Annotated in this window: 20 protein-coding genes; 7 read left to right on the top strand and 13 right to left on the bottom strand. The window is 64.4% G+C overall.

The annotated features are described in order from the left end of the window. Window positions 1-107: 107 nt before the first annotated feature. A complete protein-coding gene (locus tag KDB76_RS09895; RefSeq protein ID WP_015269662.1) occupies window positions 108-671 on the bottom strand; it encodes an XRE family transcriptional regulator in 564 nt (187 codons plus the stop codon). Window positions 672-754: 83 nt separating this feature from the next. Here KDB76_RS09895 and KDB76_RS09890 point away from each other — a divergent pair, with 83 nt between their 5' ends. The 7 genes from KDB76_RS09890 (at window position 755) to KDB76_RS09860 (ending at window position 7,913) form a co-directional block, all read left to right on the top strand. Continuing rightward, a complete protein-coding gene (locus KDB76_RS09890) occupies window positions 755-1,705 on the top strand; it encodes a DMT family transporter (RefSeq protein WP_023662797.1) in 951 nt (316 codons plus the stop codon). A 150-nt stretch (window positions 1,706-1,855) separates the two neighbouring features. Then, entirely contained in the window at window positions 1,856-4,771 is a 2,916-nt protein-coding gene (locus KDB76_RS09885; protein WP_015269660.1) for a monovalent cation/H+ antiporter subunit A, read from the top strand. Next, window positions 4,771-5,115: a Na+/H+ antiporter subunit C gene (locus KDB76_RS09880; RefSeq protein WP_013971840.1), complete on the top strand. Its 345-nt coding sequence runs from the start codon at window positions 4,771-4,773 to the stop codon at window positions 5,113-5,115. The genes KDB76_RS09885 and KDB76_RS09880 overlap by 1 nt, the downstream gene beginning before the upstream one ends. Beyond that, a complete protein-coding gene (locus tag KDB76_RS09875; protein WP_038409197.1) occupies window positions 5,112-6,791 on the top strand; it encodes a monovalent cation/H+ antiporter subunit D in 1,680 nt (559 codons plus the stop codon). Before KDB76_RS09880 ends, KDB76_RS09875 begins: the two co-directional genes overlap by 4 nt. Then, window positions 6,788-7,276, top strand: coding sequence for a Na+/H+ antiporter subunit E (locus KDB76_RS09870; protein WP_024086605.1), 489 nt, complete (start codon window positions 6,788-6,790; stop codon window positions 7,274-7,276). The genes KDB76_RS09875 and KDB76_RS09870 overlap by 4 nt, the downstream gene beginning before the upstream one ends. Further along, window positions 7,273-7,551 carry a K+/H+ antiporter subunit F gene (locus tag KDB76_RS09865; RefSeq protein ID WP_003259015.1) on the top strand — a complete coding sequence of 93 codons (279 nt, stop codon included), beginning with the start codon at window positions 7,273-7,275 and terminating at the stop codon, window positions 7,549-7,551. The genes KDB76_RS09870 and KDB76_RS09865 overlap by 4 nt, the downstream gene beginning before the upstream one ends. Further along, on the top strand, window positions 7,548-7,913 hold the full coding sequence (locus KDB76_RS09860; protein ID WP_003259017.1) for a Na+/H+ antiporter subunit G: 366 nt from the start codon (window positions 7,548-7,550) through the stop codon (window positions 7,911-7,913). Before KDB76_RS09865 ends, KDB76_RS09860 begins: the two co-directional genes overlap by 4 nt. A gap of 12 nt (window positions 7,914-7,925) precedes the next feature. On the opposite strand, the gene KDB76_RS09855 is transcribed toward KDB76_RS09860, so the two are convergent. The 12 genes from KDB76_RS09855 to KDB76_RS09800 form a co-directional block, all read right to left on the bottom strand. After that, window positions 7,926-8,138, bottom strand: coding sequence for a hypothetical protein (locus KDB76_RS09855; RefSeq protein ID WP_013971837.1), 213 nt, complete (start codon window positions 8,136-8,138; stop codon window positions 7,926-7,928). Next, window positions 8,135-8,605 carry a hypothetical protein gene (locus KDB76_RS09850; protein WP_003259020.1) on the bottom strand — a complete coding sequence of 157 codons (471 nt, stop codon included), beginning with the start codon at window positions 8,603-8,605 and terminating at the stop codon, window positions 8,135-8,137. Before KDB76_RS09850 ends, KDB76_RS09855 begins: the two co-directional genes overlap by 4 nt. A gap of 410 nt (window positions 8,606-9,015) precedes the next feature. Then, window positions 9,016-9,207, bottom strand: a complete 192-nt coding sequence (locus KDB76_RS09845; protein ID WP_024086603.1) for a hypothetical protein — start codon at window positions 9,205-9,207, stop codon at window positions 9,016-9,018. A gap of 178 nt (window positions 9,208-9,385) precedes the next feature. Then, window positions 9,386-9,790, bottom strand: coding sequence for a TraR/DksA C4-type zinc finger protein (locus KDB76_RS09840; RefSeq protein WP_003259022.1), 405 nt, complete (start codon window positions 9,788-9,790; stop codon window positions 9,386-9,388). A gap of 8 nt (window positions 9,791-9,798) precedes the next feature. After that, window positions 9,799-10,122: a hypothetical protein gene (locus KDB76_RS09835; protein WP_212632292.1), complete on the bottom strand. Its 324-nt coding sequence runs from the start codon at window positions 10,120-10,122 to the stop codon at window positions 9,799-9,801. A 642-nt stretch (window positions 10,123-10,764) separates the two neighbouring features. Continuing rightward, window positions 10,765-11,538 carry an enoyl-CoA hydratase gene (locus KDB76_RS09830; RefSeq protein ID WP_013971834.1) on the bottom strand — a complete coding sequence of 258 codons (774 nt, stop codon included), beginning with the start codon at window positions 11,536-11,538 and terminating at the stop codon, window positions 10,765-10,767. Window positions 11,539-11,551: 13 nt separating this feature from the next. Then, the gene (locus KDB76_RS09825) at window positions 11,552-12,679 is read right to left on the bottom strand and encodes an acyl-CoA dehydrogenase (protein ID WP_013971833.1); all 1,128 of its coding nucleotides are present in this window, start codon (window positions 12,677-12,679) and stop codon (window positions 11,552-11,554) included. Window positions 12,680-12,687: 8 nt separating this feature from the next. Continuing rightward, window positions 12,688-13,881, bottom strand: a complete 1,194-nt coding sequence (locus KDB76_RS09820) for an acetyl-CoA C-acyltransferase (RefSeq protein WP_024086601.1) — start codon at window positions 13,879-13,881, stop codon at window positions 12,688-12,690. A gap of 11 nt (window positions 13,882-13,892) precedes the next feature. Next, window positions 13,893-14,660 (bottom strand): SDR family NAD(P)-dependent oxidoreductase, encoded by a 768-nt coding sequence (locus tag KDB76_RS09815; RefSeq protein ID WP_013971831.1) that lies wholly within the window; start codon window positions 14,658-14,660, stop codon window positions 13,893-13,895. 12 nt (window positions 14,661-14,672) lie between these two features. After that, window positions 14,673-16,319, bottom strand: a complete 1,647-nt coding sequence (locus KDB76_RS09810; protein WP_038409193.1) for an acyl-CoA synthetase — start codon at window positions 16,317-16,319, stop codon at window positions 14,673-14,675. Window positions 16,320-16,441: 122 nt separating this feature from the next. Beyond that, window positions 16,442-20,872, bottom strand: a complete 4,431-nt coding sequence (locus tag KDB76_RS09805; RefSeq protein ID WP_038409191.1) for a DUF6543 domain-containing protein — start codon at window positions 20,870-20,872, stop codon at window positions 16,442-16,444. A 120-nt stretch (window positions 20,873-20,992) separates the two neighbouring features. Continuing rightward, entirely contained in the window at window positions 20,993-25,501 is a 4,509-nt protein-coding gene (locus KDB76_RS09800; RefSeq protein ID WP_023662612.1) for an NEL-type E3 ubiquitin ligase domain-containing protein, read from the bottom strand. Window positions 25,502-25,520: the final 19 nt, after the last annotated feature.

The raw sequence follows: 25,520 nt of genomic DNA, 5'->3' as shown, positions 1-25,520 counted from the left end.
TGTGGGAGCGGGCGTGCCCGCGAATCAGGCGACGCGGAGGATGGCACCGCCTCCGCTGGTGTTCGCGGGCATGCCCGCTCCCACAGGTGATGCAGCCCTGCGCGCTCTTAGATCACCACATTGCGCACAAACCGCACCGCAACCGCCCCATCGTTGCGGTAGGCATACCGGCAGTTGCTGGGAAACACATGGAACTGCCCGACCTGCAGGCGATGCTCGACCCCTTCGATGATCAGCGTCAGTTGCCCTTGCGCCACATAGATCTGCTCGCTCCAGCCTTCGGCATCAGCCTCGCTGGAATAGCACTCGCCCGGTGCCAGGGTCCATTCCCATAGTTCCACCTCGCGCCGCGCCACGCTGCTGCCCAACAGCACCGCCCGACTCTGCGGGTGCTCGCCGGCCCAGGCCAACTCTTCGATGCGCCCGGGGTCGCGCTGGTCAGGTGCCTGGATCAGGGTACTGAAAGCCACGCCCAAGGCCTCGGCAATCAGGTCGAGAGTAGTCAGGCTGACATTCTTCTCGCCCGCCTCGATCGCCACCAGCATGCGCCGGCTGACCCCGGAACGCTCCGCCAACGCCGTCTGGCTCATACCCGCGGCGTTGCGCAGGCTGCGTACATTGAGGCTGACATGTTGCAGCACCGATGCCCGGTGCGAGGAATCTTTGTGCACTATATTGCTCACTGGTCGGTATTGCGCAGTATACTGCCCACTTTGCGGCGATTGTGCGCCGCCCCCTCCGAGTGCGCAAGACCATGAGCCAGCCCAGCAGCAAACCGACCCCCGCCATTACCTTTCGCCTGAGCAAGGCCGAACTGGTGCTGGTATTCATCACCATGCTGTGGGGCGGCACCTTCCTGCTGGTACACAACGTGATGAGCGTCAGCGGCCCGATGTTCTTCGTCGGTCTGCGCTTCGCTGCAGCCGCGCTGTTCGTCGGGGTGGTCTCGGCGCGGGCGCTGCCAGGGCTGACCTTCACCGAACTGAAGGCCGGCATGCTAATCGGGGTGTCGATCATGCTCGGCTACGGCCTGCAGACCATGGGCCTGCAAACCATCAGCAGCAGCCAGTCGGCGTTCATCACCGCGCTGTACGTGCCGTTCGTGCCGCTGCTGCAATGGCTGGTGCTGGGCCGGCGCCCCGGCCTGATGCCCAGCATCGGTATCGGCCTGGCGTTCATCGGCCTGATGCTGCTGGCCGGTCCGGAGGGTGGCAGCCTGCACTTCAGCGAAGGCGAGCTGGTAACCCTGGTCAGCGCCGTGGCCATTGCCGGCGAAATCATCCTGATCAGCCGCTACGCCGGGCAGGTCGATGTGCGCCGGGTCACCGTGGTGCAGCTGGCGACCGCCTCGCTGCTGGCGTTCCTGATGATCGTGCCGACCCAGGAGCGCATACCCGATTTTTCCTGGCTGCTGCTGACCAGTGCCGTGGGCCTGGGCGCCATGAGCGCGGTGATCCAGGTAGCCATGAACTGGGCGCAGAAGTCGGTCTCGCCCACCCGCGCCACCCTCATCTATGCCGGCGAACCGGTATGGGCCGGGATCGTCGGGCGCATCGCCGGTGAGCGCCTGCCGGGCGTGGCACTGCTCGGCGGCCTGCTGATCGTGATCGCGGTGGTGGTAAGCGAACTCAAGGTGCGCCGCCCGCGCGAGGTGGCCGAAGCACAGGAAGTGCAGGATGAAGGCGAACGCCAGGCTGGCCTGTAAAGCCGCCAACTGCGTCTATGCTTTGTAAGAATCTGTTATAAAAAAACAGCTTGTCACAGCCTGTTTGTAGGATTCTGCGACAGCTTGCGTGTTGGTGATCAACCCCTCGGCACGTATGATTCTTTGCAAACTTCTCCAGAATAGAACGCTATGTCATTGATAGTGCTATTGCTTCTGCCGTTCGTGGGCAGTTGCCTGGCAGCCGTGCTGCCGCACAACGCACGTAACGCGGAGTCCATTCTCGCCGGGCTCGTGGCCCTGGTCGGCACTGTCCAGGTAGCACTGCTGTACCCTCAGGTTGCCCACGGTGGCGTGATTCGCGAAGAGTTCCTCTGGCTGCCCAGCCTTGGGTTGAACCTTGTGCTGCGCATGGACGGCTTCGCCTGGCTGTTCTCGCTGCTGGTGCTGGGCATCGGTACGCTGGTGTCGCTGTACGCCCGCTATTACATGTCACCACAAGACCCGGTGCCGCGCTTCTTCGCTTTCTTCCTCGCCTTCATGGGCGCCATGCTCGGCCTGGTGATCTCCGGCAACCTGATCCAGCTGGTGTTCTTCTGGGAACTCACCAGCCTGTTCTCGTTCCTGCTGATCGGCTACTGGCACCACCGTGCCGACGCCCGCCGCGGCGCCTACATGGCGCTGATGGTCACGGGCGCGGGCGGCTTGTGCCTGCTGGTGGGTGCCCTGCTGCTCGGCCATGTGGTCGGCAGCTACGATCTGGACAAGGTCCTGGCTGCCGGCAACACCATTCGCCAGCATGCGCTGTACCCGGTGCTGCTGCCGCTGATCCTCATCGGCGCCCTGAGCAAGAGCGCACAGTTCCCCTTCCAGTTCTGGCTGCCCCATGCCATGGCAGCGCCCACCCCGGTATCGGCTTATCTGCACTCGGCGACCATGGTCAAGGCCGGGGTGTTCCTGCTGGCGCGCCTGTGGCCGGTGCTGTCGGGCAGCGAAGAGTGGTTCTGGATCGTCGGCGGTGCCGGCGCCCTCACCCTGCTGCTCGGCGCCTTCGCCGCCATGTTCCAGAACGACCTCAAGGGCCTGCTGGCGTACTCGACCATCAGCCACCTGGGCCTGATTACCCTGCTGCTGGGCCTGAACAGCCCGCTGGCCGCGGTCGCGGCGGTGTTCCACATTCTCAACCACGCCACCTTCAAGGCCTCGTTGTTCATGGCCGCCGGCATCATCGACCACGAAAGCGGTACCCGTGACATCCGCCGCCTCAGCGGGTTGATACGCCTGGTGCCATATACCGCCACCCTGGCCATGGTGGCCAGCGCCTCGATGGCCGGCGTGCCGTTGATGAACGGTTTCCTGTCCAAGGAAATGTTCTTCGCCGAAACGGTGTTCATCAGCTCCACTGCCTGGGTCGAGGCCACGTTGCCGGTGGTCGCCACCCTGGCCGGCACCTTCAGCGTGGCTTATGCCCTGCGCTTCACCGTCGATGTGTTCTTCGGCCCCACTGCACAGGACCTCCCGCACACACCACACGAACCGCCACGCTGGATGCGTGCGCCGGTCGAATTGCTGGTGCTTACCTGCCTGGTGGTAGGCATCTTCCCTGCCCAGTCGGTCGGCCCGCTGCTGGCCGCCGCCGCCCTGCCTGTGGTGGGCGGCACCCTACCGGAATACAGCCTGGCCATCTGGCATGGCTGGAACGCGCCGCTGATCATGAGCCTGGTGGCCATGAGCGGCGGTATCGTGCTTTACCTGCTGCTGCGCAAGCAGCTGCGCCTTGGCCGCTTCCCCTACCCACCGGTGATCGAGCGTTTCAACGGCAAGCGCCTGTTCGAACACGGCCAGGTGCAGTTGATGCTGCTGGCGCGGCGCATCGAGCGCCTGCTCACCAGCCGCCGCCTGCAATCGCAGCTGTTCATGCTGGTGCTCGCCGCCTTCCTCGCCGGCCTCACCCCCATGCTCTACAGTGGCCTGAGCTGGGGCGACCGGCCGAAGATTCCAGGTTCTGGCGTGTTTGTCGCGCTTTGGCTGATCGCCATCGCCTGCGCCATCGGCGCTGCCTACCAGGCCAAGTATCACCGTTTGGCGGCGTTGATCATGGTCAGCGTCTGCGGCCTGATGACCTGCATCACCTTCGTCTGGTTCTCCGCGCCCGATCTGGCCCTGACACAGCTGGTAGTGGAAGTGGTCACCACCGTGCTGATCCTGCTCGGCCTGCGCTGGCTGCCGCGGCGAATCGAAGGCGTATCGCCGCTGCCGGGCAGCCTCGAGCGTGCGCGCATGCGTCGCCTGCGCGACCTGCTGCTGGCGGTGCTGGTAGGTGGCGGTATGGCCGTGCTGTCCTACGCCATGCTGACCCGGCCGACGCCGAACGACATTTCCTCGTTCTACCTGAGCCGGGCACTCCCCCAGGGCGGTGGCACCAACGTCGTCAATGTCATGCTGGTCGACTTCCGTGGCTTCGATACCCTCGGTGAAATCACCGTACTGGTGGCTGTGGCGCTGACCGTGTTCGCCCTGCTGCGGCGCTTCCGCCCGCCCAAGGAAAGCATGCAACTGCCGGCGCAACAGCGTCAGCTGGCACCCGACGTGGTCACCGACCTGATCAACCCACGGCATGCCACCGACACCGCCCTGGGCTTCATGATGGTGCCCGCGGTGCTGGTGCGCTTGCTGCTGCCGATCGCCCTGCTGGTGTCGATGTACCTGTTCATGCGTGGCCACAACCAGCCCGGTGGCGGCTTTGTTGCGGGCCTGGTGATGTCGGTGGCGTTCATTCTGCAGTACATGGTGGCCGGCACCCAGTGGGTCGAGGCGCAGATGAGCCTGCGCCCGCTGCGCTGGATGGGCACCGGGCTGCTGTGCGCAACCCTGACCGGCGCGGGCGCCATGCTGCTGGGCTACCCGTTCCTCACCACCCATACCGCCCACCTGCACCTGCCGTTGCTCGGCGATGTGCACGTGGCCAGCGCGCTGTTCTTCGATGTCGGGGTGTTCACCGTGGTGGTCGGCTCGACCCTGCTGATCCTTACCGCCCTGGCGCACCAGTCGGTGCGCGCCTACCGCCCGGGTAACCCGGCGAAAACCAGCCAAGCAGGAGCCGCCTGATGGAAGAAGTGATTGCAGTTGCCATCGGCGTGCTGGCCGCTTCGGGAGTGTGGCTTATCCTGCGCCCGCGAACCTACCAGGTGATCATGGGCCTCTGCCTGCTGTCGTACGGGGTCAACCTGTTCATCTTCAGCATGGGCAGCCTGTTCATCGGCAAGGAACCGATCATCAAGGACGGCGTGCCCCAGGACCTGCTGCACTACACCGACCCGCTGCCTCAGGCCCTGGTGCTCACCGCCATCGTCATCAGCTTCGCCATGACCGCGCTGTTCCTGGTGGTGTTGCTGGCCTCGCGCGGCCTGACCGGTACCGACCACGTGGATGGCCGGGAGCGTGACGAATGAGTGGCATGAGCCAATTGATCATCGCGCCCATCCTGCTGCCCTTGGTTACAGCGGCATTGATGTTGTTGCTGGGCGAGAAACACCGGCGGACAAAGGCCCGGCTGAACCTGCTTTCGACCTTCGCCGGCCTGGCCATCGCAGTCAGCCTGCTGCTGTGGGTGCGCAGCCAGGGCCAGGCGGAATCGATCGGTGTCTACCTGCCCGGCAACTGGCCGGCACCGTTCGGCATCGTGCTGGTGGTAGACCACCTGTCGGCCCTGCTGCTGACCCTCACCGGCATCATCGGTTTCAGTGCCCTGCTGTTTGCCCGCGCTCGCTGGGACGGTGCCGGGGCCAGCTTCCACGCACTGTTCCAGATCCAGCTGATGGGCCTGTACGGCGCCTTCCTCACCGCCGACCTGTTCAACCTGTTCGTGTTCTTCGAGGTGCTGCTGGCCGCTTCCTATGGCCTGCTGCTGCATGGCTCGGGCCGCGCCCGGGTGCGTGCCGGCCTGCACTACATTGCCATCAACCTGTTCGCCTCGTCGCTGTTCCTGATCGGCGCCGCGATGCTGTATGGCGTGACCGGCACCCTGAACATGGCCGACCTGGCGTTGAAGATTCCGTTGGTGCCGGAGGCCGACCGTGGCCTGCTGCACGCTGGCGCGGCGATCCTGGCCATGGCCTTCCTGGTCAAGGCCGGCATCTGGCCGCTGAACTTCTGGCTGGTACCGGCCTATGCCTCGGCCAGCGCGCCGGTGGCGGCGCTGTTCGCCATCATGACCAAGGTCGGCCTGTATGCCGTGCTGCGCCTGTGGACTCTGCTGTTCTCAGGGCAGGCCGGGGCCTCGGCGCACTTCGGTGGTGAATGGCTGGTGTACGGTGGCCTGGTCACCCTGGCGGTGGCGGCAGTGTCGATCATGGCCGCGCAGCGCCTGGAGCGCATGGCCGCCCTCAGCATCCTGGTTTCAGCCGGCACCCTGCTCGGCGCCGTCGGTTTTGCGCAATCGGCGCTGACCGGCGCGGCGTTGTTCTATCTGGTCAATTCGACCCTGGCGCTGTGCGCGCTATTCCTGCTCGCCGAACTGGTCGAACGTTCGCGCTCGGCCAACGAAGCACCGCTGGACGACGAAGAAGACGCCATGCCGCCACCACTGGAATCACTGCACCCGCCCAAGGGCATCAACCTCGACGATGAACAGAAGGTGGTGATCGGCCAGATCATCCCGTGGACCATGGCCTTCCTCGGCCTCAGCTTCATCGCCTGCGCCCTGTTGATCATCGGCATGCCGCCGCTGTCGGGCTTTGTCGGAAAGCTCAACCTGATCAGCGCGCTGTTCAACCCGCAAGAGCTGGGCGTGCCTGCCGAGCAGCCGCTGGGCATGGCGGGTTGGGGCCTGGTGGCATTGCTGGTCCTGTCTGGTATGGCCTCGCTGATCGCCTTCGGCCGCGTCGGCATCCAACGCTTCTGGAAGCCTGAAGAGCGCCCGTCGCCGGTGCTGCGCCGCTATGAATGCCTGCCCATCGTCATCCTGCTCGGCCTGTGCTTCATCCTCAGCTTCAGGGCCGAGCCGCTGCTGCGCTACACCCAGGACACCGCCGCCAGCCTGCAGGCCCCCGACACCTATATCGAAGCCGTGATGGCCGCCCGGCCGATTCCTGGCCCCACCTCGCTCGACGTACAGGTGCAGCCATGAATCGACTGTTCCCCGCACCGCTGTTATCGGTTTCGCTGTTCGGCCTGTGGCTGTTGCTGAACCTATCGGTCAGCCCCGGCAACCTGCTGCTGGCAGCCGCGCTCGGCGTGCTGGCGCCGCTGCTGATGGCACCGCTGCGCCCGCAGCATGCCCATGTGCGGCGCCCACTGGCCATCGCCCGGCTGATTGGCCGGGTCGGCATCGATGTGATCATGTCCAACCTGATGGTTGCCCGTGGCGTGCTGCGCGCCGGCAAGCAGCCGCCACGCTCGGCGTTCGTGCACATCCCGCTGGCCCTGCGCGACCCGCATGGCCTGGCGGCGTTGTCGATGATTACCACGGTAGTGCCCGGCACGGTCTGGTCCGAGCTGGCGCTGGACCGCACCGTGTTGCTGCTGCATGTGTTCGACCTGGACGATGAGGCGGCTTTCATCCAGCACTTCAAGGACACCTACGAACGCCCGCTGATGGAGATTTTCCAATGACAGGCCTGCTCGCCAATGCTGTCCTCGCCAGCCTGTTCATCTTCGCCCTGGCCATGGCCCTGGCACTAATCCGGCTGTTCCGCGGCCCGTCCGCCCAGGACCGGGTGCTGGCGCTGGACTACCTGTACATCCTGGCCATGCTGACCATGCTGGTACTTGGAATCCGTTATGCCAGTGACACCTACTTCGAAGGTGCCCTGCTGATTGCGCTATTCGGTTTCGTTGGCTCGTTTGCCCTGGCCAAGTTCCTGCTACGCGGTGAGGTTATCGAATGACTGAAACCCTGCAACTCCCGTTCTGGCTGGAGCTGGTCACCGCCGCGCTGCTGCTGACCGGCAGCCTTTTCGCCCTTATCGGTGCCGTGGGCCTGTTGCGGCTGAAGGACTACTTCCAGCGGATGCACCCGCCGGCACTGGCTTCGACCATTGGTGCCTGGTGCGTGGCACTGGCTTCGATCATCTATTTTTCCTGGCTCAAGGAAGCCCCGGTGCTGCACGCCTGGCTGATTCCGATCCTGCTGTCGATCACCGTGCCGGTGACCACACTGTTGCTGGCCCGGGCGGCGCTGTTCCGCAAGCGCATGGCGAAAGAGCCGGTCCCTGAAGAAGTCAGCAGCGGCCGTGATCGAGGCAACTGACAGGTCGCCGCCTCACCCTTGGGCAAGGCGCTGCAACTCGCGCCGGACCATGGCCGCATAAGGCGGCCGGCCGAGGCGGTATAATTCCCCTGCCACCCAGTTCAACCAGGCGCCTTGCAGTTCTTCGCGCCTGGCCAGCAAACGCTCGGCCTCGGCCACGGCATCCGCCTGGTGCTGCCGATGGAACTCGGCACGCGTGGCAGGCGCGTCGTCACTGTGGGTCATTCACTGGCCTTGAAGGTGGTCAGCTCACCCTTGCGCCATTTGGCAACCTTACCGGTCACCGCCTTGAGCAACTTGCCCAGGCCTTCCTGCACTTGTTGCTGTGCGGCGAATACCAGCATCACACCGTGGCCTTCACGGAACACGATGCCCTCGCCTTCAGGCACCGACACGAAGGCATAGTCGCCCACGCCATATACGTTCAACTTGATTTCGCGAAAGCGCATTTCCAGTTTGCCGCCTTCCCGGCTGGGCAGCACGGCGGCGCGAAAGTGGTCGCCGACCTTCAGTTCCAAACGCTGCTTGTCATCGACGACCAATGCGCTTTCGGTGTCGATTTCGGCCATGTACAGGCCTTCGGGACTCTGTTCCGTAACATAGACAAAGCGGCCCTGGAACAGCTGGGCCAATTTACCGCGCAAGTCGCCCAAGGCGAACAACGCATGGGTATCAAGAGTGCTGACTGCCAATGAAGTAATCCTCAACCGGTTACAACCCGCCCTCACCCAAAGCTCGGTGAGGCACGGCCATTTCTTATCGATAGGCGAAAAGAGTAATAAAGCGATATGCGAAATGTCTGCGCCCGCTGGCGATGCAGCGTGCGGGAATCTTTACCCTGGCTTGCCAGATCTGGCCTCAAATACAGGCTTTCGGCATATTCCCGATTCGGGAAGCGCAATGTCTGACAGCAAAACCGCCAGAAAAAATGCGACAGGCAATGCCAGAGCGCACGTAAGAACGGGCCCTGCAATCCATCAGCGCATTACTGGGGAAAGAATATGCACGAAAACACCGAAATTCGTCGAGAGGCAAAGTACATTTCTTACAAGCGAACGCCCTGAACAACACCCCGTTCGCTTGCCGGCAGCACTCACGGCGATCAGGCAGCCAGGCCCTTCTTCAACTGCTGCCAGGCCGCCTGGCACTCCAAGGCCTCTTCACGGGTGGCAAATGCGGTACCACGGCGTTCGCCATTGACCAGCACCACCCAGCAGACGCGTTTACCCAGTGCACGCAGTGTGGCGGGCACACCCGAACCAATCATCACGGCTACATCGACCCGGCTATTCATCATTCCCTCCGGAATTTAATTAGCACCCTAACGATAAAGTGATGATACGCCTGCTTATGGCGCGGAAACAGCGCATCCCGGTACAGCAGTGTTACGTGCAGGGCAACAAAACCGCCGCCGGTAAGAAACGCAAAAAGCCCCAGGGATCGCTCCGTGGGGCTTGGCACACCGCGCGGGGTTACACTTGGCGCTGGTGGCGATCGAGCTGCTCGTGGCGCTCCTGGGCTTCGATGCAGTACTTGGTGGTCGGGCTGATCAGCAGACGCTTCAGGCCGATTGGTTCACCGCTGTCATCGCACCAGCCGAAGCTTTCGTCGGCAATACGGTCCAGGGCCATTTCCAGCTGCGGCAGCAGGCGCTGGTCGCGGTCGATGGCGTTCACCAGCCAGCTACGCTCTTCTTCGACCGAAGCCACGTCGGCAGGATCCGACGGGGTGTCCAGGCCTTCGATGGTGGCACGGCTCAGCTCGATGCGTTCATGGGTTTCGACTTTCATCGCCTGCAGCAGGCCAGCGAAGAAAGCCAGCTGGTCAGCGTTCATGTAGTCATCGGCCGACATGGCCAGCAACTGTTCCTTGGTCATCGATTTCTCTATGAAAAAATGTGCATTTGGGCGATTCGGGTGCCGCCGACGCCTCGGCATCGGCAGCAGAATTCTTCAAGCGCCAACCGGCACTCTTTTACAGGGGGCGGCAGTCTAAGGCGCCACGTCGCGTGGAGCAACTGCAATTGGGTGCGAATTTGCTTCCGGTGCCCACATTCCGCCAGTCGGCGCCCTCTGCTCTGGCTCTGGCTCTGGCTCTGGCTCTTGATCTTGATCTTGATCTTGATCTTGATCTTGATCTTGATCTTGATCTTGATCTTCGCGACTTCAGGAGGCCGAGCAGAGGTTTTGCGGAGGGAGGTGACGGGCATGGATGCCCGTCAAGCGCTGAGGCCCCATGGATGGGGCCTGCAGCGCGTCCTCCCGGGAGCAAGACCGGCGCGAGGGAACCCCGTAGCGTAGCGGAGGGGCCGGATGATGGGAGCGCAGCGTTTTTTGGTTACTTTTTGTCGCGTTTGACAAAAAGTGACTCGCCGTAAGGGCGAAAAGGTGAGTAAGCGTCGCCATCGTAAATGGACTATGCGCGAGATCAAGACCAGTACGTTTCCGCTCTTCGCTCTTCGCTCTTCGCTCTTCGCTCTTCGCCTTCAAGCGTGGGCATCAACAACAAGGTCAACATTCATTTTCGAAGGTGGCGCTTAATCACCTTTCCGCCCTTACGGCGGGTCACTTTTTGTCAAACGCGACAAAAAGTAACCAAAAAACGCTGGCTCCTATCATCCGGCCCCTACGCTGCGCTCCGGGGTCCCCTCGCTACGGGCCTGCTCCCGGGAGTACGCGCTGCAGGCCCCATCCATGGGGCCTCAGCGCTTGACGGGCATCCATGCCCGTCACCTCCCTCCGCAGTCCCTTCGCTCGGCCTCCTGAAGTCGCAATCGGCGGCGCCTGAGCTACCGTGCGCTTAGAAGCAAAAGCAAAAGCAACGGCAACGGCAACGGCAATGCCGATTCCAATCAGCGGTCCTTGAACTGCGCCTCGCGCTTGGCAATGAACGCAGCCATCCCCTCTTTCTGGTCTTCGGTAGCAAACGCCGCATGGAACACCCGCCGCTCGAAGCGCACACCTTCGCTGAGGGTGACTTCGAACGCACGGTTGACGCTCTCCTTGACCATCATGCTCACCGGAATCGACTTGCTGGCAATGGTCGCGGCCACCTTCAGCGCCTCTTCCACCAGCTCAGCCTGCGGCACGATACGCGCCACCAACCCGGCACGCTCCGCTTCCTCAGCCCCCATCAGGCGACCGGTCAGGCAAAGTTCCATGGCCTTGGCCTTGCCCACCGCACGGGTCAGGCGCTGGGTGCCGCCCATGCCCGGCAGCACGCCAAGGTTGATTTCCGGCTGGCCAAACCTGGCATTGTCCGCCGCCAGGATGAAGTCACACATCATCGCCAGCTCGCAGCCGCCGCCCAGGGCAAAACCGGACACCGCGGCAATGATCGGCTTGCGCCGGTTGGCAATGCGGTCGGAATCGCTGAACAGGTCGTCAACGTAGATTTGCGGGTATTGCAGCTCGGCCATTTCCTTGATGTCGGCACCAGCGGCAAAGGCCTTGGCGGAACCGGTCAGCACCACGCAGCCGATGTTCGGATCGCGCTCGAGCTGGTCCAGGGCCTGGTTGATCTCGCCGACGATCTGCGCGTTCAGCGCGTTCAGCGCCTGCGGGCGGTTGAGGGTAATCAGGCCGACCTTGCCGTGGATATCCAACAGGATAGTTTCGAATGCCATGCAGTCTGCTCCTTCAAAGATTGCGCGCAATGACCATGCGCTGAATGTCGCTGGTGCCTTCGTAGATCTGGCAAACCCGAACGTCGCGGTAGATCCGCTCCAGCGGGAAGTCGCTCAGATAGCCATAACCGCCCAGGGTCTGCAAGGCATCCGAACAGACCTTTTCGGCCATTTCCGAGGCAAATAGCTTGGCCATCGACGCTTCCACCAGCGCCGGGCGCCCGGCATCGCGCAGCGCGGCAGCGTGCAGCACCATCTGCCGGGCCACGGCAATCTTCGTCGCCATGTCGGCCAGGCGGAAGGCCACCGCCTGGTGCTCGATCAGCGCCTTGCCGAAGCTCTGCCGCTCGTTGGCGTAGTCACGCGCCACTTCGAACGCCGCGCGGGCCATGCCCACCGCCTGCGAGGCGATGCCGATACGGCCGCCTTCGAGGTTGGCCAGGGCGATCTTGTAGCCCTCCCCTTCGGCGCCCAGGCGGTTGGCCACCGGCACGCGCACATTGTCGAAAACGATCTGGCAGGTGTCGGAGGCGTGCTGGCCGAGCTTGTCCTCAACCCGCGCCACCTGGTAGCCCGGCGAATCGGTGGGCACGATGAAAGCAGTGATCCCGCGTTTGCCGGCGTCCGGGTCGGTCACGGCAAACACGATCACCACCCCGGCGTTCTGCCCGGAGGTGATGAACTGCTTGCTGCCATTGAGCACGTAGTGGTCGCCATCCAGACGTGCCCGGGTCTTCAGGCTGCTGGCGTCGGAGCCTGCCTGCGGTTCGGTCAGGGCGAAGGCGCCGAGCATCGCACCGCTGGCCAACGGGGTGAGGAACTGTTCTTTCTGCTGCTCGCTGCCAAAACGCAGGATCGGCACACAGCCCACCGAGTTGTGCACGCTCATGATGGTCGAGCAGGCGCCGTCACCGGCGGCGATTTCCTCCAGGGCCATGGCATAGGCCACGTAGCCGGTGTCGCTGCCGCCCCACTGCTCCGGCACCAGCATGCCGAACAGGCCCAGCTCGGCCATCTCGTCGATGGCCTCCTTGGGGAAGCGGTGTTCCTTGTCCCATTGCTCGGCAAACGGTTTCAGGCGCTCCTGAGCAAAGGCGCGTACCGCGTCGGCGATCTGTTGTTGCTCGTCAGTTACCAGCATGATTCACCTCAGTACAGGCATTCGACAGCCATGGCCGTGGCCTCGCCACCGCCAATGCAGATGGCCGCCACGCCACGGCGCAGGTTGTTCTGGCGCAGGGCCGACAGCAGGGTCACCAGGATGCGCGCGCCGGAAGCGCCGATCGGGTGGCCGAGGGCGCAGGCGCCGCCATGGATATTGACCTTGTCGTGCGGCAGGTCGAGGTGCTTCATGGCCGCCAGGGTGACCACGGCGAAAGCCTCGTTGATCTCGAACAGGTCGACCTCGGCCAGGTTCCAGCCAGTGCGTTTCATCAGCTTGTCGATGGCACCGATCGGCGCGGTCGGGAACAGTGCCGGGGTGTCGGCAAAGGCGGCGTGGCCGTGGATCACCGCCAGCGGCTTGAGGCCGCGCTTGTCGGCTTCGGAGCGGCGCATCAGCACCAGCGCCGCAGCACCGTCGGAAATCGAGCTGGAGTTGGCGGCGGTCACCGTGCCGCCTTCGCGGAAGGCCGGCTTGAGCTGCGGGATCTTGTCCAGGCGCGCCTTGGGCGGTTGTTCGTCGTCCTTGATGACGCGCTTCTCCTTGCCCTCGGTAACCTCGACCGGCACGATCTCGGCAGCAAAGCGACCACTCTTGATAGCGTCCTGGGCGCGGGTCAGCGAGGCGATGGCGAACTGGTCCTGGGCTTCGCGGCTGAAGGCATTGGCCTGGGCACAGTCTTCGGCAAAGGTGCCCATCAGGCGGCCCTTGTCGTAGGCGTCTTCCAGGCCGTCCATGAACATGTGGTCGATGATTCTGCCGTGGCCCATGCGGTAGCCGCCACGGGCCTTGTCCAGCAGGTACGGGGCGTTGGTCATGCTTTCCATGCCACCGGCCACCACCACATCGGCAGTGCCGGCCAGCAGCAGGTCATGGGCCATGATCGCCGCCTGCATGCCCGAACCGCACATCTTGTTCAGGGTGGTGCAGGTGGTGTGCTTGTCCAGCCCGGCGCCCAGCGCGGCCTGGCGCGCCGGTGCCTGGCCTTGGCCTGCCGGCAGCACGCAGCCGAACAGCACCTGCTCGACACTGGCAGCATCGATGCCAGCACGCTCCACGGCACCACGGATGGCGGCGCTGCCCAGCTGCGGCGCGGTCAGGCTCTTGAGGTCGCCCTGCAGGCCGCCCATGGGCGTGCGCACGGCGCTGACGATAACGATCGGGTCATTGGCGAGGGTCATGTTCGCTCTCCTTACTTGGCAGCCATGCGCAGTGCGCCGTCGAGGCGGATAACCTCGCCGTTGAGCATGCTGTTCTCGATGATGTGGCGGGCCAGCGCGGCATATTCCTGCGGGCGCCCCAGGCGCGGTGGGAAAGGCACGCCGGCGGCCAGCGAGGCGCGTACTTCCTCGGTCATGCCGGCCATCATCGGCGTTTCGAAGATGCCCGGGGCAATGGTCATCACACGGATGCCGAAGCGCGCCAGTTCGCGGGCGGTCGGCAGGGTCAGGCTGGCGATGGCGCCCTTGGAAGCAGCGTAGGCCGCCTGGCCGATCTGGCCGTCATAGGCGGCGATGGAGGCGGTGTTGATGATCACCCCGCGCTCCCCCCCCTCATCGGCAGCCCCTTCGGCCATGGCCGCGGCGGCCAGGCGCAGCAGGTTGAAGCTGCCGATCAGGTTGACGTTGATGACCTTGGCAAAGCTGGCAAGGCCATGCGGGCCCTGTTTGCCCAGCACTTTCTCGGCACCGACGATGCCGGCGCAGTTGACCAGCCCGTGCAGGCTGCCAAAGGCGCTGACGGCCGCATCGACCGCCGCCTGGGCGGCCTGCTCGTCGCTGATGTCGGCTACCGCGAAACGGGCGTTTTCGCCCAGCTCGCGAGCCTTGGCTTCAACGGCCTGGGCATTGAGGTCGACCAGCATGACCTTGGCGCCGGCCTCGACCAGCATCTGCGCGGTGGCAGCGCCCAGCCCGGAGGCGGCGCCGCTGACGATGAAGTGTTTGTTGGCTATCTGCATGATCGGTTCCTTTCAGGCGCTGGCAGGGGTGGCCTGTTGCGCTTGTTGTTTGGCGACTTCCTGGTTGCGCAGGATGAAGCGTTGCAGCTTGCCGCTCGGGGTCTTGGGCAGCTCGCTGACGAATTCGATTTCCCTTGGGTAGGCATGGGCGTACAGGCGCTGGCGCACGTGCTGGCGCAAAGCCTCTTCAAGCTCGGCGCTGCCCTGGTAACCGCTGGCCAATACCACGAAGGCCTTGATCAGTTCGGTGCGCTCCGGGTCCGGTTTGCCGATCACCGCCGCTTCGATCACCGCTGGGTGCTCGATCAGTGCACTCTCGACGTCGAACGGGCCGACCCGGTAGCCGGAGGTGGTGATCACATCGTCGCTGCGGCCGACGAAGCTGATGCTGCCGTCCTGGTTCAGTTCGACGGTGTCGCCACTGAGGTAGTACTTGCCGACGAAGGCTTTGGTCGGCAGGCCGTGGTAGCCCGCGAACCAGCACAGCGGCGACTGCTCGCGGTCGACCGCGAGGATGCCCGGCTGCCCGGCGGACAGTTCGTTGCCCTGCTCGTCCAGCACCACGATGCGGTGGCCGGGGATGGCGAAGCCGGCCGAGCCGAGGTGTACCGGGTGCTGCAGGCCATGGTGGTTGCACAGCACCATGCCCAGTTCGGTCTGCCCGTAGTGGTCGTGGATGGTCACGCCCAGTTCGTCGGCGAACCAGCGGATCACTTCCGGGTTGAGCGGTTCACCGGCACTGCTGACCACCCGCAGGCGGCCCTTGATCGGTGCCGAGAAGTCATCCCCGGCGGCAATCAGCAGGCGGTACGCGGTGGGCGAGCCGGCCAGGTTGGTGATGCCCAGCTTGTCGATCACCCGTGCGCAGCTTTCAACACTGAACGGGCCATCGTAGAAGGTGGTGGCATGGCCCAGCGACAGCGGGCCAGTGACCGCATAATACAGGCCATAGGCCCAGCCCGGGTCGGCCAGGTTCCAGAAGTTGTCCTCGGGGCGCAGGTCGATGGCATCGCGCATGTAGCCCTGGAACGCGACGATGGCACGCAGCGGCACTTCCAGCGGTTTAGCCGGGCCGGTGGTGCCGGAGGTGAACATCAGCAGGAACGGGTCGTTGCCCGAGCGCATGACCGGCTCGCATTTGTCTGCGGCTTTGTCCAGGCACTGCTGGAAGTCCAGCTCGCCATTGCGGGCATTGACGGTGATGATGGTCGGGCAGGCGTGCACATCGTCCAGCTTGGCGCGGTTGTGGCTGTCGGTGACGACCACGCGGGCGTGGGACTGCTCCAGGCGATGTTCGATGGCCTTGGGGCCGAACGCGGTGAACAGTGGCTGGTACACCGCGCCGAGACGCCAGGTGGCGAGGATGGTGACCAGCAGCTCGGGGGTACGCGGCATCAGGCCGGCGACCCGGTCACCCGCACCCACGCCTTGCGCTTCGAGCACATTGGCGAAACGGGCCGCCAGTGCCTGCAACTGGTCGAAGCTCAAGCGCACGCTGTTGCCCTCGCGGTCTTCCCAGACCAGTGCGGTCTTGCCCTCACCGGCATGGCGGTCGCAACATTCGACACAGGCATTGAGGGCTTCGAGGTTGCCATGCAGCGCCGCCGCAGCAGCCTGGCCATGGTCGAACGCACGAGCGGCCTCGGTGTAATCGCGCATCGTCGGACTCCTGGTTTCTTGTTTTTGGAGTTGAACCATCGGTCCGACGATGTTCGCGCCGCGCTGGCGTCGCGGCAATGGCCTAAGTTGTCAAACTGGATGACCGGTTTGGCCGGTGGCCATCAGCCCGGTGCGCGCTCCAGGCTGATCACGTAGTGCTCGGTCAGTTGCAGTTGCAACGCCAGCCGATCGGCCTGCAGCTGCGCATCCAGAGCCTGTTCCTGGTTCAGATACTGTGCTTCACCCAGTTCATCGCGCCTTACCGCAAGTGCTGCCCGCTGCTCCGCAGCGAGTTGCTCAAGGTCATTGAACGGCTGGGCGAAGTGCTGTTGCAAAAAACGCTGCCAGAATGCGCGCGTGCACAGGTTTGCGACTACATCAACGAGAACGTTCGCCCTTTCCACGGCCGCCTCTGCCGCCTGCAGCCGATGCTCGCTCAACCCTACAGCTGCCGCCCTGAGGCGCATTCTGGCGGGCTGGAAGGGCAACCTGAGCCTGGTGCGCAAGCGTACCCTGTAACGCATTGCCAACGTCGCCAGTACCGCGGGCTCGGCGAAGCCTTCAAGGTTTTGCCGCTCGGCCTCGACATACTCCTCAAGGCGGTCCAGGCGTTGCAAGGCGCGCCCCAATGCCAGCAACCTCGGGCCACGGGATTGGGCGCTATCGCCTGCCGCGTCGCGCTCGGCATGCAGACGCAGCAGTCGGCTGAACAGGTCGATGGCACCGTTGTCATCCATCACCACATTGTCGGCCGCCAGTTGCGCCTGGCGAGCGAACTCGACGTCTGTCTCCAGCATCGACAGGCATTGCCAGCCCATGCGCAGCAGATAAGCCTTGGGCCAGCTGAAGTCCGCCAAGCCTTGCAAAAGCTCCAGCAGATCGAACAGGCGGGTGTTTTCGTCCCGGGTGCTCAGCCGGTCCCAAAGCTCGCCGCGCCCATGGCTGGCGGAGTCGGAACCGACCCACCAGGCTCGGCCGATCTCTTCCTGCGGTTCCTCCAGCAGCGGCTCCAAGGCATAGAGCTTGCCGTAATCGGCCATGCTCAGGCGGTTGCCATCGACCAGGATGCGCTGGCGAAACTCCAGCGGCATGGCCAGCACGCCGTCAGGCACACCCCGCAGGAAATTGTCACGCAGGTCGGCTCGTTGCAGGAAGCCACACAGCTCGAGCCCTCTGGGCCACTCGCTGAGCCCGCAGCGGCGCAAATTCAGCTCGATCAGATGAGGCAGGTGATGGAAGCGCATTTCGTACACCCCCAGCGGGCTGTTGTAGCTCAGGTCGAGGTGGCTGAGCAGCGGCAACCCGTTCAGTGCTTCGATGGCATGGGCATCCAGGCGAATGCGGTTATGCCCCAGGCGCAACCGGCGCAGGTTGGTCAGGTAGCCAAGCCCGCGCGGGCAGCGCAACAGCTGGTTGTGGCTCAGGTCCAGCTCCTGCAGGTAGGTGAATGCCCGCAGAAACTCCTCGTTCACCACCCCGATGGACGTCTCGCTCAGTACCAGGGTGGTGACGTGATAGAAATCGATAGGCGCGGGCATGACCGGCAACGAATCCGTTGGCAGATCATTCAGGACCAGGCGCAGCCCCTGGCGCCTGCCGTCACGGTCGACCACCACATCGTCACCAAGCGCCTGCCAGGCACGCCGTAATCGGTCGGCGAACAGCTGGCGTCGCGCCCGCAAAGTGTCACTCAGCGCAGCCGACACCCAACCATTGAGCGCGCGGTCCAACTGCTCAAAATCGTCCTGCAGCGCCAGGAGCGCATCGGCGACCGACACATTCTGCAGCAGCCAGCGGTCAACTTGCGTTTCCAGCGAATCGCCCAGCCCCGGGAAGAACTGCCTCAGGCCGGCCCGCAGCTGCTCCCTGGGTGTGGTGGGCGGTGATGCGCGCCCACTGAGCAGGTAGCCGACACGGCCATCGGCGAGGCGCTGCCCGGGGTTGAACCAGCGCTCTGTCGGTGCCCAGCCCAGCATGCGGGCGATTTCCTCATGGGTGCCCAGGTGCGCCATGAGCTTCTCGCGCAGGCGCTCGGCATTGGCGTTCTCGGCCAGGCCCAGACGGCCCAGCAGGCTGCGCGATTCGAGCGCGGCCAGCACGGCCTGGAAGATGCACGAGGAAGCAGGCGGCTGCATCGCGAGTTTTCGGCCCTGCCCGTCATACAAGGCAAAGACCCCTTGCTCACGCACCAGCACCCGCTGCTCGGCCGCATCGCCAACCGAACCGATGCGTTTCAACGCCACGGCATCCGCAGCAGCATTGCTCAACGCCAGGCTGAACGCATCAATGGCCTCGACATTCAGCAATGCCAGCACCAACATGCCCGTTTCGTCGCTATATGCACTCGGCAGATAAAACCCTGCCAGCGCCCTGCTCACCTTCGCCTGCGAGCACAACGACCTGGCCTGGGTGGCCAGGCTTTGCGGCAACTTTCCACCACTGACGAACAGCTGGCGAGCCTCGTGACTTGCTCGGTCAGCCAGATCGCGCGCATAGGGCTCAGGCAGCCCCAGCGCCATCAGCGGCTTGAGCAAAGGCTCCGCCGATTCGGGCAGGCGTGTCAGCCGTGCGAACAGCAGGTCGCTCGACCTTGGCCGGTCCGCCAGCACTGCGGCACGCCCTTTTACGCCGCCCGGTCGGGACTCGCACCAGGCCAGCAGCTGCAAGTCCTCATCGGAGACAATGTCGCGTTCCAGGTTGCGGAAGAACGTGTCGATCCGGGCATCGGCATCGAATGCCCTGAGGGTTTCCCGCAAGGTGGCAGGCGTTCGCCGGTTTTCCACCAGCAGGCCGCGCAGTTCGTCCTCATCGATGCCGGCCATGCGCAAGATCCGCTGCGCCTGCTGGTTATCGAAAGGTTGATCGCGCGGCCAAAGGGTATCGAGCATTTTCGCAGGGTCGCGCCAACACTGCGGCTCATCATGCATCAAGCGCCAGCTGCGTTCGCCATTGTGCAGCACGACCGGTCCGTACGCCTCTTCGCGACCGGGGTGGCGCAGACGCCAGGGGCCATCGGGGTCAGGCCGATGAACTTCGTAGAAGACCCCGTCGGCCTTCATCCAGCGGCGCTCGCCATCGGCATAGGCCCCGTCCGCACCCAAGGTGATCGTTTCAGGGGTCGAGGCAAAGGCTGCCAGATCTCGGGACCACAAACGCCCCGCCCCATTGGCGAGCCTTACCGGCTCCAGCGCCGCGACAAACGCGCTGCGCACGAAGGTGACGCCCACCACAGTCGCGGCGGTGCCCGCCAGTATCTCGGCAACCCCCAGCATATGCTCCAGCGCCTCGTGCTGATGGCCTCGCAACCAGTCCTGCGTGCCCTCGAAAACCTCCGAGAGGGTCTGGGCCACCAGTTGCCCGAGCAGCAAGCCGCCCACCACCGGAATAAACAGCCCAGCGAGGTTGAGCACATCGAGACCGGCGGCCTTCCACGCCTCATGCCGCTCACGCGATGCGGCTTCATCGGCATCGGCAGTTGCCACCAGCAACAGGCGGCCATCCTGCTTCACCCGGTTGGTCTGCTGTGCAGCCAGCGCCTGGAAAATGTCATGTTGCGGCACGCTGCCATCGAGCTCCAGGCCCGGCTTGTCATCCTTCAGGCGGGCCTGCAGCTTGTGCATGAACCCGGCACGCTGATCCAGGCCGATCAACTGGCTGAACGCCTGGCGATAGGGTTCATGGCGCAGCTCGGCCACCAGCGCGCGGTTGATCGAGGCATGGCTGTCGAAGTGTCGCAACGCCTGTACCGGGTCGCTGGGCAGGTAGAGCACGCCGCCCTGCGTTTGCCCATGCGTGTCGCGAAGTTGAATCCACACACCATCCGCCACTGGGCAACCGAGGGCTTCGAGCAGGCCCGGGTGGCCCGTGAGGCTGGCGGATCGCCGATCCGCGGGTTTATCCACCAGGGCTTGCAATGCCTCCTTGACCGGCTCGGTGATCTCGCCTTTCAGCGCGGCAACCTCCACGGCCAGACGCAGCCCGGAGCGCTTGTCTTCACACAAGATGCGCTGTGCCGCGGCATCGAATGTGCGGTCCAGCTCCTGCTGGTACAGGCGCCCGGCATCGAGCTTGCGGCACGCCTCGACCAGTTCATCGGTGCCTCGCGAAAGTACCCGTTCCTGCCCCGGCGCGACCAACCCGGTTCCCAGGTAGAAATCGTTGCTGGCGGCAAAGTTGCGCATCAGGCGGAGCAAGCCGTTTTCACGCCGTTGCCCGTAAGTGGGAAATTGCGGCTCTGCGCCGGGCGTGGACGAGAAACGATGGGAAACCTCCAGCCACTCCAACTGCCAGAACGCTACGTCGCCCGGCAGCGGCTCGCGCAACAAACTGGCGAATTGCCGTTCGGCGAACTGCTGCGGTGACGGCAGCGCCAGGGTGATCCCGCGCAACCGGGCCTGGGTGGCATGATGGGCTTCCAGGCTTTCGCGCAAGGTGCGTATCTGGCTTTGCGTGGCCTGTTTGAGCCAGGCAGGCAACCGGTCACCGATGAAACCGTCGTGCAAGTGGCTGGAAGACGCTGATGCGGGCTGTGGTGCGTGTGGTTCGCGGGTCATGGCAGGTCCCTGGATGGCTGTCGAAAGCCACGCATGGTGTGCAACCTGCCAGCGCTTGCGCAGAGGGAACCCCTGCGGTAGAAGCAGGGCGGCACACTGCGTGCCGCCCGTGAAGCGCCGTCACTTTGCCTCTGGCACCATGAACGCTTCGTGCGTAAGGCGCTGGGCAAGTCTGGCCAGGGCCTGCTCGCGTTCATCGCGCAGGGCGTCGCCCAGTTTCCGGTACTCGTCACTGGTCAAGGCCTCCCTTTGCTCGTACAGAGTTTCCATCCGCAGGGAGAATTGCGCTTCCAGGGTTTCGAAGTCGTCCGGATGCTCTGCTCGCAGTACCGGCAACCAGAAATCACGCTCGCTGATGAACACGATCCGTTGCTCACCCGCCTCCACCTCCAGCACTTCCTTGAAGGCCTCCTCCAGTTGCAGCGGCGACACGTTGGCCAGCCTGCCAAACTGCATATGACGAGGTTGGCCCAACAGGTCCAGGCGCTGGGCCAAGCCGCTGAGGTAGGCAAGATTGACCTCCACCTCCTCTTCATCATGATTTCCCCGGCTCCAGCGTCCATCCTGGTAGCGGGCGTCCATTTCGCGCCGGGCGATTTTCTCTACCCAGTGCACGCGAAACAGCCGCTTGGCCAACTGCAGGCGTGCCGAGCGGGTCGAGATCGGGTCACCGCCGCGGGTGGCCTGCTCGACATGCATGCGCACCTCGAGGCGGCTGAACACGATGGCAACGCTGTCCACACAGGTGATGGGCTCCGCTGCCAGGTCAAACAGCGCCATGCGCGTGGCGGTATCGGCATGGGCGACATCCAGCATTGCCCATACCCTGAATCCGAGTTCGGCCGGCGCCTTGCTGAATTCGGCCGTGCTCGTCAGTTGTCTAAGCAGCTCGAAGAAAGCCAGGCTGCCGGGCTCGGCATTCAGCGCATCCCATTTTCCTTGCTGCTCCTGCCGCGCTGCTGGGGCCAAGGTCTGCAACCATTGTTCCCGGGCCGGGGCGTTCCGTTGCGGGCGGGGCGTGTCCAGCAGGCGTTCGACGGAATAAAGGCGATCGAGATCCTGCACTGACAGCGCATTGCCCTCCAGGTGCATGGCACGGCGCAACTGCAACGGGGCCTGAAACAAGGCTGCCGGCAACTCGGCTATCTGGTTGTTGCGAAGGTCGGCGAAGACCAACAGGCCACACCACTCCAGGCCCCGGGGCAGCGCCGTCATCTGCACCCGGTTCAAACGCAGGATCCGCAGGCTGGGCAACCGCTCGAACTGTAGCCTGATGTCGCCGAGCGGGTTGTCACTCAGGTCCAGCGAACGCAAGAGCGCCAGGCCGGTCAGCACATTGGCCTGCGGCTCCGAGACACGAATACGGTTGCGCGGCATCAGCAACTGGCGCAAGGCGGTCAACCGCTCCAGCCCCGCAGGTAGCGCGCGCAAGGCGTTGTCGCTCATGTCCAGGCACAGCAGATTGGGGAAGCAGGCGAGGAACCCCGACGGGATGGCATCCAGACCGAGCGCCGACAGGGTCAATTCCGAAACGTGCGAGAAGTCCGTCCCGACCGGCAACGCGGGCAGGCTGCCCACCGGTACGGCGACGATGCTCAGGCTGAGCATTGCATCGTTGCCGATAGCCCCGGCGGCGCGGTCGCTGCGCATCTGCCAGGCACGCCGCATCGAATCTGCGACGCGTCGGCGTGCACGGCTGGCGCTGCCCGCTACCTCTTCAACCCAGGCCAGCAAGCTGTCATCCAGGCGGCGGTATTCCTGCTCGACGCGCAGCAGGTTCTCGAACAGCCCCCCGCGCATGTCCAACAGGCTCTGGACATAGCGATCGACGCCGGCATCCCCGATACCGGGATACAACGCGCGCACCCGCTGCCGCACCACGCGCTCCGGCGAGCCGATGCACGACTGGCAGCCGCCTAATGGATAGCCCGCTCGGCCATCGGCCAAACGCTGCATGGGCGATGCCATGGGCCTTGCCTCCCGCCAACCGAGCAGGCGCAGCAGGGCCTGCCGGTCACCGGGTAGCCAGGCCTGCATCTGCTCGCGGATTCTGGTCGGCGCATCGGCGCCATTCCAACCCTGTCGCACCCGGTATTCCACGGGCAGGCAAGCGGCCAGCACCTCGAACAGCCCCTCGGGGGCGGCGACCTCGCGCTCATCCGGCAAGCCTCTGTCGTTGTAGAGCTGGAAGCGCCCCTCCCGCCTGACCAGCACCACGGCCTGCTCAAGGTCGGTCTCGGCGAACAGCCGCTCCATCGCTGCCCCGGCATACGGGTCACGGCGCAATACCAGATTGAACCCGGCAGCGCCGGGGCCATGCCGACGCAGCAGGGCAAAGACCAGCGCCACCACTTCCGGCCGATAACTGCCCTGCAGGTACAACGCTTCGCGCATGCGGGTCAGGCGCGCCAGCTGCAGGGCCACCCGCGCCTGTTCAGCCAACGCCAGCGGCAGGCGAGACTCTGCCTGCATGCGCAGGCGCACAGCCTCGGTGGCCTGCTCGAGCACATCGAGGGCATAGGCGTCTGGCAGCGTCGGGAAGTCGCGCTGGATCAAGCCCAGCAGCGGGTCGTCGGCCAGATAAAGCCTGGAGAAATGCTCGAGCATCGCCTCACGCAACTCGCTTGCCGCGTCACGGATCGACAGCACCTGTTCTTCGACGGTTTCACCCTGCAGTTGCAACCGTTCGATGCACCATTGCCACAGCTCGGTAGCGGTATCAGCCTCCCCCGCTTCCAGCCGGCTGAAAAAGGCCTGCGCGCGTGCGTCCACGGCAAAGCGCTGCAAGGTATCGCGCAGCTGCACCGGCAACCCGCGCCGTTCCACCAGCAGGCCACGCAAGTAGGCCTCGTCGACATCCGCGACCTTCAGCACCTGTTCCACCCGCACGGCGTCCATCGCGGTCGCCGCCGGCCAAAGCCGCCCGAGCAACAGTGCGGCGCCCTGCCATTCCAGTGGCCGCTCGTAAGCCAGCCGCCAGCCACGCGCAGAGCAACGTTCCAGCACCGGCCCGAACGCCGTGTCACCTTCGGCATGCAGCAAGCGCCAAGCGCCATTGGCGGTTTGCCTTACCCGATACAAGGCACCATTCGACCGCCACCAATGGCGCTCACCCTCGGCGAGCAAACCGTTGTCGAGCTCCGTCAGCTGAACGGGTGGAGTAGTGTCCTGGTAAGGCGCCAGCTCATTGCGCCACAGCCGTTGCCGGCCATCTTCGGTGATGACCGGCTCCAGGGTTTCGACGAATGCGCTGCGGGCCAGGTGGGCACCGACAACCACCGCACCGGTGGTTGCCACGCTGAAGGCCACCTGAAGCATATGCATCAAGGCCTCATGCTGATGGCCCAACTGCCAGTCGCGCACGCCCTCGAAAGTTTCGGTCAACAGTTGCCTGGCCAGGTCCGCCACCAGCAAAGCCCCGATGACCGGCACGAACAAGCCCGCCAGGTTGAGCAAGACCAGGCCAGCGCCTTTGAGCTCGTCCAGGCGCTGCTCCGCAGCCGCGTCATCGGCCTGGGCGGTGGGCACCGCAAGGAAACGTGCATCGGCTTTGATTCGCTGCATGTGCCAGGCGGCCATCGACGCAAAACCGTCCCCCGCTTCCAACACCCTGCGAGGTTCCAGGTCAGGTTGTGCATCCTGCAAGCGGGTGGCCAAAGCCTGCTCGCAAGTGGCGCGATCATTCAAGGCAATGCGCCGCACAAATGCCTGTCGATAGGCCTGGTTGCCCATCGCCGTGGCCAGGACGCGGTTCGCCTCATCCCAGTTGGTGAACGCGCGCAGGGGTTGCGCCTGATCGTCAGGGGTATACAGGATCACTCTTTTCAAGCGCCCAGGCACCCCGAAGGGAAACGTGGACTGGTGGCGGGGCTGCTCGATCAACTCAACGGCCAGCGCGCCATCCACCCGGCAGCCAAGGACCTGCAGTGCACCGATCTCCAGCTGCACCGGCCCCTTGATCACGGCGGGTTCAACCTTGCACGCGATACGCAGCACCAGCAGGTCTTCCGGATCCAGCTGCTGCTTGATGGCCGCGATCTCGACCGCCACGGCCAGTTCCAGGCGCCGGTCGGTAGTCAGGGCTTTTTCAAAGTCAGGGGTCAATACCTGCGCCAGGTGCCGCTGGTAGGCGCTGCCGACATCCACCTGGCGGCACAGGCTGACAATCCGGTCGATGTCTTCGCTCACCACCTGCTCGTCCTGATGGGCTCCCGGAAGGGTCAAGGCGGTGCCGAGGAAGAAGGACTCGCTGGCCTTGAAGTTCTGCAACAGCTTTTGCAAGGCCGGCATGCGCACGAAGTACGGTTGATAATCAGGGATCAAGCCGGTTCTCACATCCAGCCGTGCGCGTGTTTCGCGCCACACCAGTTTGTCCAGGTCGACCTGCAGCTTCAGCTGGCTGTCCTGGCGCAAGGCAGGCTCGAACAGTTGCTTGGCAAAACGGTCCAGAGGCTGCAGGCGGTCGGCGAACCCTGCCATCTGCCGCTGGCTCGCCAGATAGGCGTTGAAACGCAATTGCAGCCTGGCAAGCTGCTTGGGCTTGGCCGCCTTCAGCCAGGCCGGCAAGCTTTGCGCGATGAAATCTTCGGCGGGGTGAAGCAACTTGGGGTGCAAGGCAGGTTGAGACATCGTCGATTTCCTGGTCAGT

The organism is Pseudomonas sp. JS425 (assembly GCF_018223845.1).
Classification (GTDB): domain Bacteria; phylum Pseudomonadota; class Gammaproteobacteria; order Pseudomonadales; family Pseudomonadaceae; genus Aquipseudomonas; species Aquipseudomonas asiatica.
Note: the sequence above shows the minus strand (reverse complement) of the source record. Positions and strands in the feature narration are given on the sequence as shown.